At 43.5% G+C, this 16,485-nt stretch carries 12 protein-coding genes; 2 read left to right on the forward strand and 10 right to left on the reverse strand.

The window, feature by feature from the left end; genetic code table 11:
• Window positions 1-119: 119 nt before the first annotated feature.
• The 7 genes from V6259_RS06555 to V6259_RS06585 all read right to left on the reverse strand — a co-directional run bounded on the left by V6259_RS06555 (window position 120) and on the right by V6259_RS06585 (window position 9,922).
• Window positions 120-1,250: an ABC transporter permease gene (locus V6259_RS06555; protein WP_341583830.1), complete on the reverse strand. Its 1,131-nt coding sequence runs from the start codon at window positions 1,248-1,250 to the stop codon at window positions 120-122.
• A complete protein-coding gene (gene rbbA, locus V6259_RS06560) occupies window positions 1,247-3,976 on the reverse strand; it encodes a ribosome-associated ATPase/putative transporter RbbA (protein ID WP_341583831.1) in 2,730 nt (909 codons plus the stop codon). The genes V6259_RS06555 and rbbA overlap by 4 nt, the downstream gene beginning before the upstream one ends.
• Window positions 3,976-4,971: an HlyD family secretion protein gene (locus V6259_RS06565; RefSeq protein ID WP_341583832.1), complete on the reverse strand. Its 996-nt coding sequence runs from the start codon at window positions 4,969-4,971 to the stop codon at window positions 3,976-3,978. Before V6259_RS06565 ends, rbbA begins: the two co-directional genes overlap by 1 nt.
• 130 nt (window positions 4,972-5,101) lie before the next feature.
• Window positions 5,102-6,031 (reverse strand): carbamate kinase, encoded by a 930-nt coding sequence (gene arcC / locus V6259_RS06570; RefSeq protein ID WP_341583833.1) that lies wholly within the window; start codon window positions 6,029-6,031, stop codon window positions 5,102-5,104.
• Between the two features lie 11 nt (window positions 6,032-6,042).
• Entirely contained in the window at window positions 6,043-7,044 is a 1,002-nt protein-coding gene (argF, locus tag V6259_RS06575; protein ID WP_341583834.1) for an ornithine carbamoyltransferase, read from the reverse strand.
• A 138-nt stretch (window positions 7,045-7,182) separates the two neighbouring features.
• Entirely contained in the window at window positions 7,183-8,424 is a 1,242-nt protein-coding gene (locus tag V6259_RS06580) for an arginine deiminase (protein WP_133011290.1), read from the reverse strand.
• Between the two features lie 91 nt (window positions 8,425-8,515).
• The gene (locus V6259_RS06585) at window positions 8,516-9,922 is read right to left on the reverse strand and encodes a YfcC family protein (RefSeq protein ID WP_341583836.1); all 1,407 of its coding nucleotides are present in this window, start codon (window positions 9,920-9,922) and stop codon (window positions 8,516-8,518) included.
• Window positions 9,923-10,523: 601 nt separating this feature from the next.
• Between V6259_RS06585 and adhP the strand changes: the two genes are divergently transcribed.
• Window positions 10,524-11,558: an alcohol dehydrogenase AdhP gene (adhP, locus tag V6259_RS06590; protein ID WP_341583837.1), complete on the forward strand. Its 1,035-nt coding sequence runs from the start codon at window positions 10,524-10,526 to the stop codon at window positions 11,556-11,558.
• 34 nt (window positions 11,559-11,592) lie between these two features.
• Complete coding sequence (locus V6259_RS06595) at window positions 11,593-12,417, forward strand: PRC-barrel domain-containing protein (RefSeq protein ID WP_133011287.1); 825 nt, start codon at window positions 11,593-11,595, stop codon at window positions 12,415-12,417.
• Window positions 12,418-12,649: 232 nt separating this feature from the next.
• Here the strand turns inward: V6259_RS06595 and V6259_RS06600 are convergent, their stop codons facing one another.
• The 3 genes from V6259_RS06600 to V6259_RS06610 all read right to left on the reverse strand — a co-directional run bounded on the left by V6259_RS06600 (window position 12,650) and on the right by V6259_RS06610 (window position 16,484).
• On the reverse strand, window positions 12,650-13,645 hold the full coding sequence (locus V6259_RS06600; protein ID WP_341583838.1) for a potassium channel beta subunit family protein: 996 nt from the start codon (window positions 13,643-13,645) through the stop codon (window positions 12,650-12,652).
• A 212-nt stretch (window positions 13,646-13,857) separates the two neighbouring features.
• Window positions 13,858-14,847, reverse strand: a complete 990-nt coding sequence (locus tag V6259_RS06605) for an ABC transporter ATP-binding protein (protein ID WP_341583840.1) — start codon at window positions 14,845-14,847, stop codon at window positions 13,858-13,860.
• Window positions 14,844-16,484 carry an ABC transporter permease gene (locus tag V6259_RS06610; protein ID WP_341583841.1) on the reverse strand — a complete coding sequence of 547 codons (1,641 nt, stop codon included), beginning with the start codon at window positions 16,482-16,484 and terminating at the stop codon, window positions 14,844-14,846. The genes V6259_RS06605 and V6259_RS06610 overlap by 4 nt, the downstream gene beginning before the upstream one ends.
• Between the last annotated feature and the right edge of the window lies 1 nt (window position 16,485).

A 16,485-nucleotide genomic window follows, 5' to 3' on the forward strand; every position in this document is an offset into this window, starting at 1 on the left:
AAAGATACACAATAAAAATAAGGAACACCCTTGTGCTGCTCCTCACTTCTTTGTATGGCTTCTTTGTATGGCATCTCTGCCGTGATGACTAAGCTTGAGCTTAGTACTGTCGTGCTATATTAGGCATTGGCGACAGAGGAGCGAAAGCGACTCACCGCACTCAACAAGAAGACACTACCAATCAGCAATAGAATCACTAATTGTTCCCAGATAATGCTAAAACCACCCCCGCGATACAAAATGGCTTGTGATAAGTTAACAAAGTGTGTGGTGGGAGCCACCTGCATAAGATCTTGTATGAGTTGCGGTATGCTTTCATAAGGTGTTATCCCGCCCGATAGCATTTCTAACGGCAGTACCGTCAAGATAAACAGCAAGCCTAATTGCGGCATTGTCCTCGCGATGGTACCAAGAAAGATCCCCATCGAAGTCGTGGCAAACAAATGTAGAGCAGCGCCCAATACAAACAGCCAAATAGAGCCTTTAATAGGGACCTGCAATACATATTGAACGATAAAAATGAGTGATAAGGTCGCCGCAAACAGCACGACTGCACCGTTAGCCAGCACTTTGGAAAGCACAATTTCTATTGGTTTCACCGGCATAACCAGTAAATGTTCCAATGTGCCATGTTCGCGTTCTCTGATAACAGCGGCACCTGCCAAGATGATAGAGAGCATGGTGACATTATTGATAATCTCCATGATGCTCCCAAACCAACTGCTGGTAAGATTAGGATTGTACTTATTATGTATAATGAGTTTTACAGGAAGCTTGTACGACTTTAATGTCCCGCTAACGAATTTATTGACCTCGCCACTGATTATATTCTGAATATACCCATCACCGATCCCTGCTTGGGACATCTGGGTCGCATCGATATTGATTTGAATGGTTGGTTGTTTAGACGCCATCATGTCACTCTGAAAACCTGATGGAATGATCACGACAAAAGTAAACTGCCCTGAATTTAAAGCAGGTTCCACGGCGCTATAATTAATGTACTCAGGTTTATTAAAATAAGGCTCATTGAATGCATTCCCTATTGTTTTAGACAGTGGAGAACCATCCTCATCAACAATCGCAATGGGTGCATTGTGCAGTTCTTGAGACGAGGCAGTAGAGGCCACATAAATACCGCCGCTAAACGCCCACACAATCAATATCAATAAGATTTTATCGTGCCATAGGCTACGAAATTCTTTGATGCTTAACTGCAGGATATTAGAATCTAACATTCGACTTCTCATTTTCCCTGCTTCCTTAACAAGATCACACTAACCAAGGTAAACAACGGCGCAAATACGAGCAGTGATTGAAAAGACGAAGACAGCTCTGAAAAGCCAAGCCCTTTTGTGACTATGCCCCGCATAATGATAATGAAATACGTTGCTGGCCAACACTCACCCATCAGCCGCCCCACTCCTTCTAAAGAGGACACAGGGCTGGTCAAACCTGAAAAGCTGACCGTTACCAACAGCGTCACTATGGCGGTACCCGCCAGTGCGGCGATTTGCGTTTTCGTAAAGGTCGACATAAACAAACCGATACCGGTGGTCGCAATAATGTAAATCAGCGCGGCACTATAGAGGGCAAAAAGATCACCTTTTATTGGCACTTTAAAGATATATACCGTCACAAACAGCAATATAACAAAGCTCACCATACTAATAATAATATAGGGCAGCTGCTTACCTAACAGGAACTCTAGCCTGGTCGCTGGGCTTACGTATAAGTTCACGATGGAACCCATTTCTTTCTCTCGTACTACTGACAAGGCGGTCAAAATCGCCGGAATAAACATCAATAGCAACGGGATCACGCTGGGCGCTAACGCGTAAATACTTTTAAAATCCTGATTAAAACGATAACGAGAGGCGATATTAATAGGCAAAATAGTCGGCACATAACCTAATGATTTTAAGGTCAAGTCCGTTAAATACGCACTGTGTACTCCCTGCATATAACCATCTATTGTCTCGGCCCGAAATGGCATAGCACCATCCACCCAAACGGTGACTTCAGGGACCCGTCCACGCTTTAAATCCACGCCGAAACCCGGTGGAATCACGACGCTAAAACTGAGTTCGCCATCTTGCATACGTCTATCAAGTTCTTCGTTAGAGCTAAGCGCTGAGTGCTCTATAAAATATTGTGAGCTCGAAATACTCTGAATATAATTACGACTTTCTGGAGTATGATCTTGATCTAAAACAGAAAAGGTCAAATCATTAACGTCTAACGATATGCCATAACCCAGTACCAACATAAGCAAGGCGGAGCCTAATAAAGCGAATGCTAACCGAATCGGATCGCGCAACACTTCCAAGGACTCACGATAACTAAACCCAAATAATCGACGCAGACTAAACGCCCGGTTCACTGGAATGGGGTACTCTTTATCAATAGTATTTTGTGGCGCAGGTGTCGCTGTTTTATTTCCTTGAGCTTCTTCTAAATACGAAATAAAAGCGTCTTCAAGGGTCTCTGAATCCCGCGACTTACTAATAACCTCTGGGGTGTCTGTTACTAATATCTTTCCGGCGTGCATCAGTGAAATACGATCACAACGCATTGCCTCATTCATAAAATGGGTGGAAATAAAGATAGTCACGCCATGATTACGTGAAAGATCAATCAATAATGCCCAGAAATTATCACGGGCAACGGGGTCCACCCCAGAAGTCGGTTCATCAAGGATGAGCAATTCAGGATCATGTACAACCGCCACCGCTAACGACAACCGCTGCCTGATGCCTAAAGGTAATTCGGCGGAGTTCACCCCTTGATAAGACCTTAAGGTAAACCGATCTAGCAAACTCTCTATGCGCTCTTTGGCTTTGTCTGCGGGCATATGAAATAGCTTGGCATGCAGTTCCAAGTTTTGACGTACGGTTAATTCACCATACAAGGAAAAACCTTGAGACATATAGCCAACTCGATGACGAATCGCCATTGAATTAGACTCAACAGGGCTGCCAAATAACAAGCCTTCACCACGGCTAACAGGCAATAATCCGGTCAGCATTTTCATGGTCGTACTCTTACCGCAACCATTTGATCCTAAAAAGCCAAAAATCTCACCTTGCGTGATCTCTAGATTAATATTATCCACCGCCGTAAAGTCGCCAAATGTTTTGGTCAGACCTTTTGCCGTAATCGCAATTTTATTGTCTTTGAGGTTTAACGGCGGGATAGATAAAGCCGCATGTTCATTGCGCACGCTGTCAGGCAATAAGTTAATAAACGCCGCTTCAAGGGTCTGCGTATTGGTTCGCTGTTTGATTTCGGCTACCGTACCGGTATCCAACACCTTGCCCATATTCATAGGGATAATCCAATCAAACAACTCCGCTTCGTCCATATAGGCGGTAGCAACAATGACGCTCATGCCCTCACGGCGCTTGCGTATATGCCCGATCAGTTCCCAAAATTGACGGCGCGACAATGGATCAACACCTGTGGTGGGCTCATCGAGTATTAATAAGTCTGGCGCATGGATCAAAGCACAACACAGACCTAATTTTTGCTTCATTCCTCCCGACAATTTACCAGCGGGTCGATCACGAAACTCAGCCAACCCCGTCGCCAATAAAAGCTCATTAATCTGCTGGTGTCGTTGCTTTGCAGGAATGCCAAACAAACGGCCAAAGAAATCTATGTTTTCAAACACAGACAAGGTCGCATACAAGTTTTTGCCTAATCCTTGTGGCATAAAGGCAATTCTTGGTGCGATAGCGTCTCTATACTGCGCGTCTGATATATCCCCATCAAACACACGGATCGTACCTTCTTGGATTTGCCTAGCCCCTGCGATCAAAGCCAATAAGGTAGACTTACCAACCCCATCAGGTCCTATCAAGCCGACCATGCAGCCTGATGGAATATCAAGATCGACTTGCTTTACCGCGTCATTCTCACCATATCGGTGTGAGACACAAGACAATGAGACAACACTGGATTTAGAATTAGCCATTATGGCAATTTAACCTGTAGATTTTTAGGCCAACCCTGCTTTTGATCTAACAAAATATAAGCGTCGCCAGGTACGCCTGTTTTTACAGAGTTTATATATTCTTTTAACAGCTTAGGGTCTATTTTCACTTTCACCCTAAACATTAACTTTTCACGCTCGGAGCGGGTTTCAACCGCTTTAGGCGTAAATTGTGCCCTAGCGGCCACAAATGAAACCGTCGCAGGGATCACATACTGAGGGATGGCATCAAGGATAATTCTAGCGTCACTGCCGACTTGTATTTTGCCTGCTTGATCCGTAGGTACAAAAATAGACATGGAGACATCGGTCAAATCAAGAACCGTTAAGACATTCCCTCCTGATCCTAGCACTTCGCCTGGCTGTGCAAGCTTATAAAGCACTCGACCTTTAATAGGCGTCGTTAGATTCGTCTCTTTTAATGTCACCTGTAGTTGATTAATCGCCGCCTCGGCCGCCTCAATACCTGACTCTGCTTGCGTAACCTGAATATTAACCGCTTTAAGCATTGCCGCTGCCGTCGCGTATTGAGTATTTGCTTGATCCAGTTTTTCTTGAGAGATATGCCCAGATTTCGCTAAAGTAGCAGAGCGCTCTTGCTCTCTTTTGGCATAGGTTAATTCACTTTTACGAACCGTCACCATAGCAAGCACGTAATCACGATTACTTTGCGCTTCACGCAGACTGGCTTGGGCTTCCCTCAATTGAGCATTGATCGAATCTGTGTTCATTTTAGCGAGTACTTGATCTTGTTCGACCATGTCGCCTTCATTGACTAGCACCTTCTCCACTCGTCCGGGATATTTGGTCGCTATATCGTATTCAACGGCTTCAATCCGACCATTTCCAGAAGCAATGGAAGTTGGCAGTTCAGGCTCTAAATGACGCTGGTAATAGATCCAGCCGCCCGCGACAGCAACCGCCGCGCACAAGGCGGCAATCACAAACAATTTTACCGGAAAGCGTGTACTAGCCATGTTAAAAATCTCCATTACATCAGGCTGATTGAGAGGTTAATCGTTGGTTGTTTTTTTAATAACAATGACGATAAGTAAAATATTAAAAATAGATAACATTAAAGACATAAGCGTTTGATTAAACATCCAATCAATAGCACGTCATCCCTACCGCCTGCTTGTTAACATGAGTGCCTGCCAAGCCTTTTACAATCGCCTCTAAGTCTTCTAAAGAGCCAATTGCAGCGGTTTTACCCGTGCTCTGAGCAAACTGGCACGCCGCACTGACTTTTGGCCCCATCGAACCCTCAGCAAACGTATGCTTTGCTAAGTCTTCGGGATTAACCTGTTTAATCCCACGCTGCTTTGGTGTATTCCAGTCAAGAAATACCGCGGCGGCATCTGTGGCCATAATGTATAAATCGGCATTCAATTCACGTGCCAATAATTCACTGGATAGATCTTTATCGATCACCGCTTCAACACCTTGAAGATGATGAGCCTCATCAAACATGGTTGGAATACCACCGCCGCCACTGGCAATAACAATGGTGTTTTTTTCTAACAACCAACGAATGGGACGAATTTCAAAAATACGTTTGGGCAAAGGTGACGGTACGACGCGGCGCCATTTATCGCCATCAGGCTTAATAAACCAATTATTTTCTTTGGCTATTTTTTGGGCTTCGTCTTCGTCGTAAACAGGACCTATAAATTTAGCAGGATGGCTAAAAGCAGGGTCTTTTGAATCGACCTCTACCATTGTAAGCAAAGTCACGATCGGCCGTTCAGAAGGCAGTAAATTACCCATTTCCTGCTCTATCATGTAGCCAATCATGCCTTCTGTTTCTGCACCAAGCACATCTAGAGGGTATAGCTCTTTCGGCTTATAAGCGTTGCCTTGCAACGCAAGTAAGCCAACTTGAGGTCCATTTCCGTGGGTAATAATCAGCTCATTATCAACCGCTATTTTTGCCAACGCTTGCGCTGCAATTTTAATATTGGCTCGCTGTGCCTGCGCGGTGAGAGGTTCACCGCGTTTTAGCAACGCGTTACCACCGAGAGCGACTACAATCCGCATACCCTTACTCCTTAGCTACCCAGTGTCGCCACTAGCATGGCTTTAATGGTATGTAGACGGTTTTCTGCTTGCTCAAATTGAATACCCGCTACGGATTCAAATACTTCATCGGACACTTCCATTTCGGAAACACCAAATTTTTGAAACATTTCTTCACCAATAACCGTGTCGCGATTATGAAATGCAGGCAAGCAATGCATAAATTTCGTATTGCTCATACCAGTCGCCTTCATCAACTCGCTGTCTACCCGGAAAGGCGTTAATAGCTCAATTCTTTCTTTCCAAACGCTGTCAGGTTCACCCATAGAAACCCACACATCGGTGTGAATAAAGTCACAACCTTTCACGGCTTCTTTTGGGTCATCTGTAATGGTTAACCTAGCACCATAACGCTCTGCCAATTCACGGGCTGGTATCAAATATTCATCACTTGGCCATAACGATTTAGGCGCAGCAATGCGCACATCCATGCCCATTAAACAGCCAGCAATCATCAATGAATGCCCCATATTGGAATGAGCATCACCAACAAATGCGTAACTAACATCGCATAATGGTTTACGGCTGTGCTCTTGCATGGTTAACAAGTCAGCAAGCATCTGAGTGGGATGAAACTCATCAGTCAATCCATTAAAAACAGGAACTCCAGCGTATTTAGCCAGCTCTTCCACAATGTCTTGGCCATAGCCACGGTACTCAATGGCATCGTACATGCGACCTAATACTCGAGCCGTGTCTTTCATGGATTCTTTTTTGCCGATTTGTGAACCAGAAGGTCCTAAATAAGTAACTTGAGCCCCCTGATCAAAAGAAGCCACTTCAAATGCACATAGAGTACGCGTAGAGGATTTTTCAAAAATAAGGCAAATGTTTTTACCCTTCAAACCCTGTTTTTCCATACCCGTATATTTAGCTCGCTTAAGGTCTCGTGCCAAATCTAATAAAAAATTAACATCCCGCTGGCTAAAATCTAATAACTTAAGAAAGTTTTTATTACGTAAATTGAATGACATCGAAAAATTCCTTGCCTATTGATATACCAATAATTTGAACGAAAATTGGCTAAATTCAAAAAACTGAATTCAGCCAATATTTCATGTGGGTAAAATGCATTTTAAAACCTAATAACACTTACCACTTGAATGTAAAACTTAAGACTCAACCGGATCACGCCATACAGGGCATGTCATACAATGGCCACCACCACGACCTCGGCCTAGTTCTGCACTGCTGATCGTAATAACTTCCACACCCGCTTTTCGTAACAAGGTATTGGTATAAGTATTACGATCATAAGCAACCACCACACCCGGCTCTAGTGCAACCACGTTATTACCATCGTCCCACTGCTCACGTTCTTTCTGGTAACTGTCACCACCTGTTTGCACTATATTCAGCTTTTTGACGCCGACACAGTCGGCTGCGATATCAAACAAGTGCTTATCTTCTTTACGAAAATCAATATGCTCGGCATTGTCACCCGGTCTTAGGCTGTAACATTGAATTTCATCACAGACATCAACAAAAGCCGTCGCGACGTCTCGGTCACATTGACTAAACACAGTATCCAAATGCATTGCTGATCGAGAACGAGGCATTTGACAAGCAACTACTCGCGTAGCGGCTCCCTGCTCGAAAAGACGTTGCGCAATTTGCCCTACTGCTTGAGGTGAAGTACGTTCTCCCATACCAATCAACACGTTACCATTGCCTAGTGGCATCACATCGCCCCCTTCGGCAGTTGCTGGACCATGATCTTCATCTGGGTTACCCCACCAGATTTTGAAATCACCATTATTAAAGGCCGGAGCAAACTCAGGATGAAACTGATAAATAGCGGTAACCAATAAGGTTTCAGGGCGACGTGCTGGCCAATACATTGGGTTCACAGTGACGCCATTGTAAATCCAGCTGCTGTTATCTCGAGTAAATTGAGTATTCGGTAATGGAGGAATAACAAAGCCATCACCGCCTAAATAATTTCCAAACATGCCATGAGGTTTGAACGGTAAATCGTGGACCGAAATACCACCAATCAAGAAAATCGCCAATTGTTCGTCTGACATACCTTCTAGCCAGCTTCGCAATTCATTTAACATGCCCACGCCAACTTGATTTTCGTCAATTCGACGGTCTAGAATCCAAGCGCGCGCTTTTTTATTGTGCAGTGTCTCTTTTAGTAATTGACCAAATTCAAGCACTTGTACACCACGACTTTCCATCTTCATGCAAAAGTCCATGTGGTCTGTACGAGCCTGTTGTACCCACAAAACATCGTCATACAACAGTTCAGCCGCATTGGCAGGAGTAAGACGAGAATGGGCAAGGCCCGGCCGACAAACAATCACTTTACGCAACTTACCGATTTCAGAATGAACACCAAACTCAATCATCTTTCTGTCCTTTTATATTGAGTAAAAAGGCCTGTGAAGCAGTAGAAATGCTATAAATAAAGGCCCATACAAGGTACGAATACACCATTATTTATGAACTGAGTGCGACAATACTGAGAGAGCCCATGATGAGCACACACAGAATTAACAATAGCGGCCAAATAAAACGCAACCATCTTTCATAAGGCACTTTGCCAATGGCCAAGGCCCCCATTACCACGGCAAAAGTAGGATTAAACAAATCAACTAAACCATTTGCAGACTGAAAAGCGGTTACTACTAACTCTCGACCCACACCAGAAAAATCCGCTAGTGGCGCCATAATTGGCATACTTAGTACCGCTAACCCTGATGATGAAGGAACAAAAAACGACATGAGAACTTCAATGCCAAACATGGCATTAATAAACACCACGTTGGGCAAGCCACTTAGGGCTTGCTCACCTAAATGCAAAATAGTATCGGTCATATGACCAGCATTCATAACCACCACAATGCCACGAGCAATGCCGATAATAATAGCCACACCTAATAGGTCACGAGCGCCATTGATAAAGACATCCGTGAAATTTTTCTCCCCCATTCTGGTCACAAAACCAATTAAAATAGCAGAAGCAATAAACAGCGCCCCCATCTTCGCCATCCACCAGCCTTGACTTGATACACCCCAAATCATCACAGCAAATGTCAAAGCAAAAATCACTAATACGATTTTCTGTGACAAGGTCAAAATAGAAGTTGTATCGCTATGGGCTTCTGTCATAAATTGCTGCTCAATCTCTGCGCGATGATCTGCAACGATAGAGAGAGAAGGATCTTTCTTAACCCTAGCGGCGTAACGCATTACATAAATAACACACGCTAACCAGCCACTCAGTAAAATGAAAAACCGCAATCCTATGCCTTGTGTAAAAGGAATATCAGCCGCATTCGCAGCAATAACAGTAGCAAACGGGTTGATCGTTGAGCCTAAACAACCAATGCCAGCACCCAGTAAAATAACCGCCACAGCAACCACAGAGTCATACCCTGCTGCGATCATCACGGGAATAAGCAACGCATAGAATGCAAGTGACTCTTCCGCCATGCCATAGGTGCTTCCGCCAAGTGCAAATAAAGCCATTAGAATGGGTATCATCCATTTTTCATGGCCTTTAAGTTTCACCATAGCGCGAGAAATACCGGTATCAATCGCTCCCGTTTTGGTAACTACGCCTAAAAAACCACCTATAATTAACACGAACAACGCGACATCAATCGCGGCAGCCTCATAACTGTCTGGATCATAAAATCCAGCAATAGGCGCAAGAAATACAGCAACCACACCTTGAGGGTTTGACTCAACATGCTTATAAGTACCAGGAACAGGTACTTCTTTTCCTAATGCCACACTTTGTACACGATCATATTTACCGGCGGGAACAACCCAAGTACCAGCAGCGACTAACACTATTAACAAAAAGAGAATGGTGTAAGCGCTTGGAAATTTAAACGTCATTTTTGATATCCTTTCCAGACAAAGAAGTTTTTATTTTTAAACTTTTAATTTTTAAAAACATCCATTTGAAAACCACCTAAAGAACTCAGGTACAAATATCGTTAAATTTAAAGTTTTCACTAGTAGAAAACGAAATATAAGAAACGGCCTATTATGTAATGATTTCGTGAATGAATGTTTTGTTCTATGTCAGGAAACTAACCATTACTTTTGTATTTATTCCTTTCGTCGAAAAGCCAAAGAAATCAGTCGGATTAATATTAAAAAACAGAATTAAATAAACAGGTGCAACCTTGATAAAAAAGATAGTGATATAACTTAGTAAAAAAGAAAACATCACCTTAACCAACTGAAATACAACATCTTTTCATTCAGCCTAAAAAGTTTTTATTCCCTACTTATAAGATCCCTTTATTTACCCAGTACCGTAGGAAATTTTGTGGCCCTAGTCTGTACGGCAACGCACCGACATCACCTTTTGGTAAGACTAATGTTTTATTGTTTTTGAATGATAGGAATTGACGAGTTGAGACAGCACTCTCATTTTCATTTTTGTGGTTATGAATAACTTTTCATTTGCAATCAATCACTGGAGTCTCTCATGAGTAAAAAAATGCAAGCGGCCGTCGTTGAAGCGTTTGGTCAAAAATTGGTACTAAAAGAACTCGATATTCCAACCATAGGCCCTGGTCAGATTCTCGTTAAAACTGAGGCCTGTGGTGTTTGTCACACCGACTTACACGCTGCGCATGGTGACTGGCCATTAAAGCCCACTCCTCCTTTTATTCCTGGCCATGAAGGGATTGGTATTGTGGTGGCATTAGGTGATGGTGTTACTGCGGTGAAAGAAGGCGATCGTGTCGGTGTTCCTTGGCTCTATTCTGCCTGTGGTCATTGCGAACATTGTCTAGCGGCATGGGAAACTGTTTGTGGCGAAGCTGAGTTCGGCGGCTACACAAAAAATGGCGGCTTCGCAGAATACATTGTTGCTGATCCTAATTATGTGGCCCATATCCCTAATGGACTTTCCGCCGTAGAAGCGGCGCCAATCATTTGTGCTGGCGTTACTACTTATAAAGGCATCAAAGAAACTGGGGCACGACCTGGTCAATGGATTGCTATTTCAGGTATTGGTGGGCTAGGCCATCTCGGCGTTCAGTACGCCAAAGCATTAGGTCTTCGTGTCTGTGCGGTTGATATAGACGATCGTAAACTTGCGCACGCCACTAAACTCGGTGCTGATGCCGTGGTGAATGCGAAGCAACCTGGCGCGGTAGAAGCCGTTATTAAAGCAACAAACGGTGGCGCACATGGCGTATTGATTACCGCACCGTCATTAATCGCCTTTAACCAAGGGGTGGCTATGACTCGAAAACGTGGAACCTGCGCTCTCGTTGGACTGCCACCGGGCGAGTTTCCAACCCCATTATTCGACGTTGTTGCTAATTGCATCACCATCCGCGGTTCCTTTGTTGGAACACGCCTTGATATGGCTGAAGCACTCGCTTTTGCGGCCGAGGGCAAGGTAAAGGCAGACATAGAGTTACAACCACTTTCTGCGATCAATGATGTCTTTGAACGACTACAAAATGGTGACGTACCGTCGCGAGTCGTACTCGATTTTTCTAATCACTAATACAAACACTGACCTCGAAAAAGGAGATTCGCTCATGTTGCGCGACCTTAAAGAACTAGACGATTATACGATTTCAGCCAGTGACGGAAATATCGGCGCGGTAAAAGACTTTCTGTTTGATGACCTATCGTGGGCGGTCCGTTATTTTGTTGTAGAAACAGGATCGTGGCTATCCAGCCATAAGGTGCTAATTTCGCCAATCGCCATTCAAAAAGCGGATTGGAAGAATAAAATACTGCCGGTATTAATCACCAAAGATCAGGTTAAAAACAGCCCTAATCTTGATGCTGATAAACCCGTTTCACGACAGCATGAAATGGACTATCTCAACTTTTATGGCTATCCATATTACTGGGAAGGAAACCAGCTATGGGGCGGCGACATGTACCCCTATTTGCTAAATCCCGACTACAATGACGCCCTTACGGAGCTACGCGACCCAAAGAACAATCATTTCTTTGATGAAAGCAAACGTGAAAATCTTCAAAAATCAGATCCTGATTTACGTAGCGCGAAAGAAATTGTTGGCTACCACATTCACGCTATCGATGGTGATATTGGCCATGTATCTGGATTGTTAGTAGAAGAAGATACTTGGGCGGTGCGCTATCTTGTGATTGATACCAGTAATTGGTGGGGAGGACATCAAGTTCTGATCTCACCTGAATGGATCAAAAAAGTTCAATGGTTTGATCGCTCTGTTTTAGTCGATGTTAATCGACAATTAATAAAAGATGCCCCTGAGTACAGCTCCGTTGAGACGCTAAATCGAGAGCATGAAATGGCCATTTATGAGCACTATGGACTCACTGGCTATTGGGCTCGAAAACCTAAAAGTAATGTCGAAAAAAGCAACTAAGTAATGTTGAGGGCGGAATACCGATCCGCCCTACTTTTGGCTTTTACACCATACGATTCTCAAAAAAAAGGCTTTAATGACGTTAGATTTCTAACGTCATTAAAGCCTTACTTTCTGGCATGGTTCACATCAAGAGCCTGTTGAATTATCTTTTTCGACGATCGCGATGCATTCGAAAAACGCTCTAGAACACATTAAGAAAAACATTAAAAAAGACATTCAACCTGAAAAACTACTGACCGAAGCGCTCTGGCGCGGCTGGTTTATTACCTAGGATGGATTCGATTTTTTCCATCACATCAGGTGTTAGTTTTTCCAATGCCTCGATGGATTGCAGATTATCTTCCAGTTGTGACAATTTTGATGCGCCTAAAATAACCGTTGATACGTTAGGATTTTTCAAGCACCAAGCCAGTGATAAATGAGTAATGCTCACACCAATATCATTGGCTAATGCGCTCAGTTGTCTCACTTTTTCCAGTTTTAGTTTGCCATCTTCACTGGTCCATAAATCTCTTAACCATTCATAGCCTGGCAAGGTCAAACGACTGTCATCTGGGATACCGTCATTGTACTTGCCCGTTAAAATCCCACTGGCAAGCGGTGACCAAACAGTGAGTCCCATGCCAAAGTTTTCATAGATAGGCAGAAACTCACCTTCAACCTTATCTCGATGCAATAAGTTATATTGAGGCTGTTCCATCGTCGGTGGCGTTAAGTGATGAGCACGAGCGACCGCGTGTGCCTCCGTAATTTGCTGAGCACTCCATTCACTCGTTCCCCAATAGGTTACTTTGCCTTGTTGGATCAAGTTATGCATGGCTCGAACAGTTTCTTCGATGGGAGTGTCTATGTCTGGACGGTGACAGTAATACAAGTCTAAATAATCAACTTTTAAGCGAAGTAATGCAGCATCACACGCGTCTCGAACATGCTTGGCGCTTAAGCCCATTTGCATTTTATGATCGCCGCCCCAGAATACTTTGGACGATACCGCAAAGGTATCACGCGCTAGCCCTAAATGGCTGATAGCAGCGCCCATGATTTTCTCAGATTCTCCTGCTTCATAACCTTCTGCGTTATCGAAAAAATTTATTCCAGAATCGTAAGCCGTTTTGAGTAAGGTTTTCGCATCGCTCATGTCTACTTGCTTGCCAAAAGTAACCCATGATCCTAATGATAATGCAGAGACTTTTAACCCCGCTTTTCCTAAACGTCGGTATTCCATATGTCCTCCTAATAACTAAGATAATCGCGCCAGTTGTCTGGCTGATGTACTTTTTTATTGTGCAGGTCTATTTGTACTCTCGATGCGTTAAATTTTCCGCAAATTTAGATATAGAAATAAGGATTTAGATTTTGAATAGACTGTGGATGCTCATCGGATACGCAAGACGAACATCCACAATAAGAAGTCATAAATGCAGTGTTATATTGTGCTTAGGCTTTGATAGACACTAAGTTCTCTTCTAATAAAGAGGCAAAAATGTTTTGCCCTACATCAAAGGGCGCTTCGCTATAAAAGAACACTTTTTCATTCGCTAGCCATGCGGCAATTTCAAAACGGTCATCTAAAAATAGGCAACTGTCTACATGGAGTGATAAGCGAGTGTCGGCGTTGTCGTTTTCTATTTTAAACGCGGTGCGAGGAACCAGCCATTCGCCCAACTCTCGATGAATCATGTGACCCTCGATCAAATTCCCTGCGTCTAAAAACTCACAAGCCCATTTACTAGCAGGTTGTTTAAATAATCGAACCGGATCTGTTAGCTGATGAATTACACCGTCTTTCATCAAGGCGATTCGATCAGACAACAGCTGCGCCTCTTTACGATCATGGGTGACATTGACACAAGTAATGCCTTGTTTATGGGTGAGCTCACGGATTTCTTTGCCCAGCTCTTCACGTAAATTGGCGTCTAAATTCGATAATGGCTCGTCTAACAACATAATGTCTGGCGATCCTGCCATGGCTCTGGCAATCGATACTCGCTGCTTCTGACCACCTGATAATTGCTCTGGAAGCTTGTCATCATGGCCGACTAGCTTTACTAAGGTTAACACTTCGTTGACGCGTTTTTTGATGTCTGCTTTAGGCATTTTTTGCAGCGTTAGCGCGAAGGCAATGTTGTCAAATACACTCATATGCGGCCACAGACCATAATCTTGAAAGACATAACTGAGCTTACGCTTGGCAACAGGCAAGTATTCATCAGTCGCCCTATCTACAAAGGTATTCGCTGGGGTTTGAATTTTCCCAGTATCAGGCAACTCCAGCCCTGCGATTATCCTTAGCAAGGTCGTTTTACCGCAACCAGATGGCCCTAAAAGCGAAATAAACTCCCCTTTCGCCACCGTCAAATTAATATCGTGCAGGACTGTTTTGTCGTCAAACGACTTGGATATATTGTTAATTTCAATTGCATTCATGATAAGTATCTTTTTGACATGTATTGTCCCAACGCAATAAGCGCGCCCGAAATCACAATCACAATAAAGCTCATGGCCATTCCTGAACTAATTGAACCTTGATCAAATTGATTAAATACGTAAGTGGCAACCGTTTCTGTTCCAGCAGGCACCAACATTAAGGAAGCCACCAGCTCCCGAGTAGAGATAGCAAACACAATACAGCTGGACGCAACCATGATAGGGATCATTAGTGGGAATAGAATTTTGTACATTAATACGAACAAGTTAGCGCCGTATATGGCCGCGGCTTCATCCAACGACTGTGGTAACTGTTTCATCGCATTACTTAACATTCGTATTGGATAAGGCAACATTAAACAGACATACGCTAATAACAAAATCAAGAGACTGTTATAGGGCGTGACTGGCCAAAACGTCTGATTCCAAGTAAGGATCAACCCTACTGACAGAGCCATGGCAGGGATCGCATTAGGCAGTAGTGCAAGAATATCTAATACCGCTTTGCCTCTTGGCTTTAAACGAATAAGCGTAAACGCAACCAACATTCCTATGATTGCAGTGATCACAGCGGCCATGGCCGCCAGCCCTAAACTCGTATAAATAGCAGACAGCGCGTCACTGTTTGAGAAAAACAAATGCGTGTAAGCATTGAAGGTCAAATTATCCCATTGCAGCCCTAAAGAAACAGTTCGCATCAATGAGGATGAGACAATAGCAAATATAGGCATTACCACCGCTAAGCACACCACGATGAAAAAAATCACATTGCTAACCACCGAAAACCACACATTCTTGGATGGCACAGATGTCATTGTTTGATTATCTAGTTTGCACGCAAAGCGTCGCGTGATGAACATTTGTAAAAGATAAGCACTGATCGCAATAACGACCAACAATAATGACAAAACCGAGGCTCCAGACAAATCAATCGGCCAATCTGACATTTTCTCTTCAATGGCGGTGACCATTACCTGAAAACCAAAACGACTGCCTAGAATGTTCGGCGTACCAAACTCTTCCACGGTTAACACAAAAACAATTAACCCTGTAGACAGTAAAGTAGGCACGATTAAAGGCAGTAAAATACGGCTAAATATTTGTCTCGAATTTGCGCCATAAATTTTTGCGACATCGCCATAGCGTTGTCCAATCACTTTAAATGCGCTAGCCGCTGAAAAATAGATAACAGGAAAGAGGTGCAACGTAATCACGAACACGACACCAGAAAACGAAAACAAAACGTTGGACAGATTAATATTCAACCATTGGTCTAATACACCATTAGATTGAAGCAACTGCATCCACCCCATCGAGCCAATATAAGGAGGAATCAAAAACGGAATTAGTAATAAAACATCCCACATACGACCAATGGATTCCGCCATTTTACTGCGCATATAAGCCAGCACCACAGCGACTAACATTGAGCTAAAAGTGACCGCCAGCGCCAATCGAGTGGAATTTAACGTAGCGACAATCAGTCGTTCATCCTGTAACTGAGGAATAAATTGACTAAAAGGCGCCGCAAATGAAAGCTCATTAATTTTTGGGAAAATCGCAAACAGAATAATAGCCAATACTGGTAGGCCAATAATCATGAATAAAAGCGTGACGGAAACGGTATTTAACAGCAAA

Source organism: Marinomonas sp. TI.3.20 (assembly GCF_038155025.1).
In the GTDB taxonomy this organism is placed as follows: Bacteria; Pseudomonadota; Gammaproteobacteria; order Pseudomonadales; family Marinomonadaceae; genus Marinomonas; species Marinomonas flavescens.

Coding starts and splice junctions, on each gene's coding strand:
- V6259_RS06605 (WP_341583840.1), bottom strand. CDS start 14,847: ATGAATGCAATTGAAATTAACAATATATCCAAGTCGTTTGACGACAAA.
- V6259_RS06595 (WP_133011287.1), top strand. CDS start 11,593: ATGTTGCGCGACCTTAAAGAACTAGACGATTATACGATTTCAGCCAGT.
- V6259_RS06600 (WP_341583838.1), bottom strand. CDS start 13,645: ATGGAATACCGACGTTTAGGAAAAGCGGGGTTAAAAGTCTCTGCATTA.
- V6259_RS06565 (WP_341583832.1), bottom strand. CDS start 4,971: ATGGCTAGTACACGCTTTCCGGTAAAATTGTTTGTGATTGCCGCCTTG.
- V6259_RS06555 (WP_341583830.1), bottom strand. CDS start 1,250: ATGAGAAGTCGAATGTTAGATTCTAATATCCTGCAGTTAAGCATCAAA.
- rbbA (WP_341583831.1), bottom strand. CDS start 3,976: ATGGCTAATTCTAAATCCAGTGTTGTCTCATTGTCTTGTGTCTCACAC.
- V6259_RS06585 (WP_341583836.1), bottom strand. CDS start 9,922: ATGACGTTTAAATTTCCAAGCGCTTACACCATTCTCTTTTTGTTAATA.
- argF (WP_341583834.1), bottom strand. CDS start 7,044: ATGTCATTCAATTTACGTAATAAAAACTTTCTTAAGTTATTAGATTTT.
- adhP (WP_341583837.1), top strand. CDS start 10,524: ATGAGTAAAAAAATGCAAGCGGCCGTCGTTGAAGCGTTTGGTCAAAAA.
- arcC (WP_341583833.1), bottom strand. CDS start 6,031: ATGCGGATTGTAGTCGCTCTCGGTGGTAACGCGTTGCTAAAACGCGGT.
- V6259_RS06580 (WP_133011290.1), bottom strand. CDS start 8,424: ATGATTGAGTTTGGTGTTCATTCTGAAATCGGTAAGTTGCGTAAAGTG.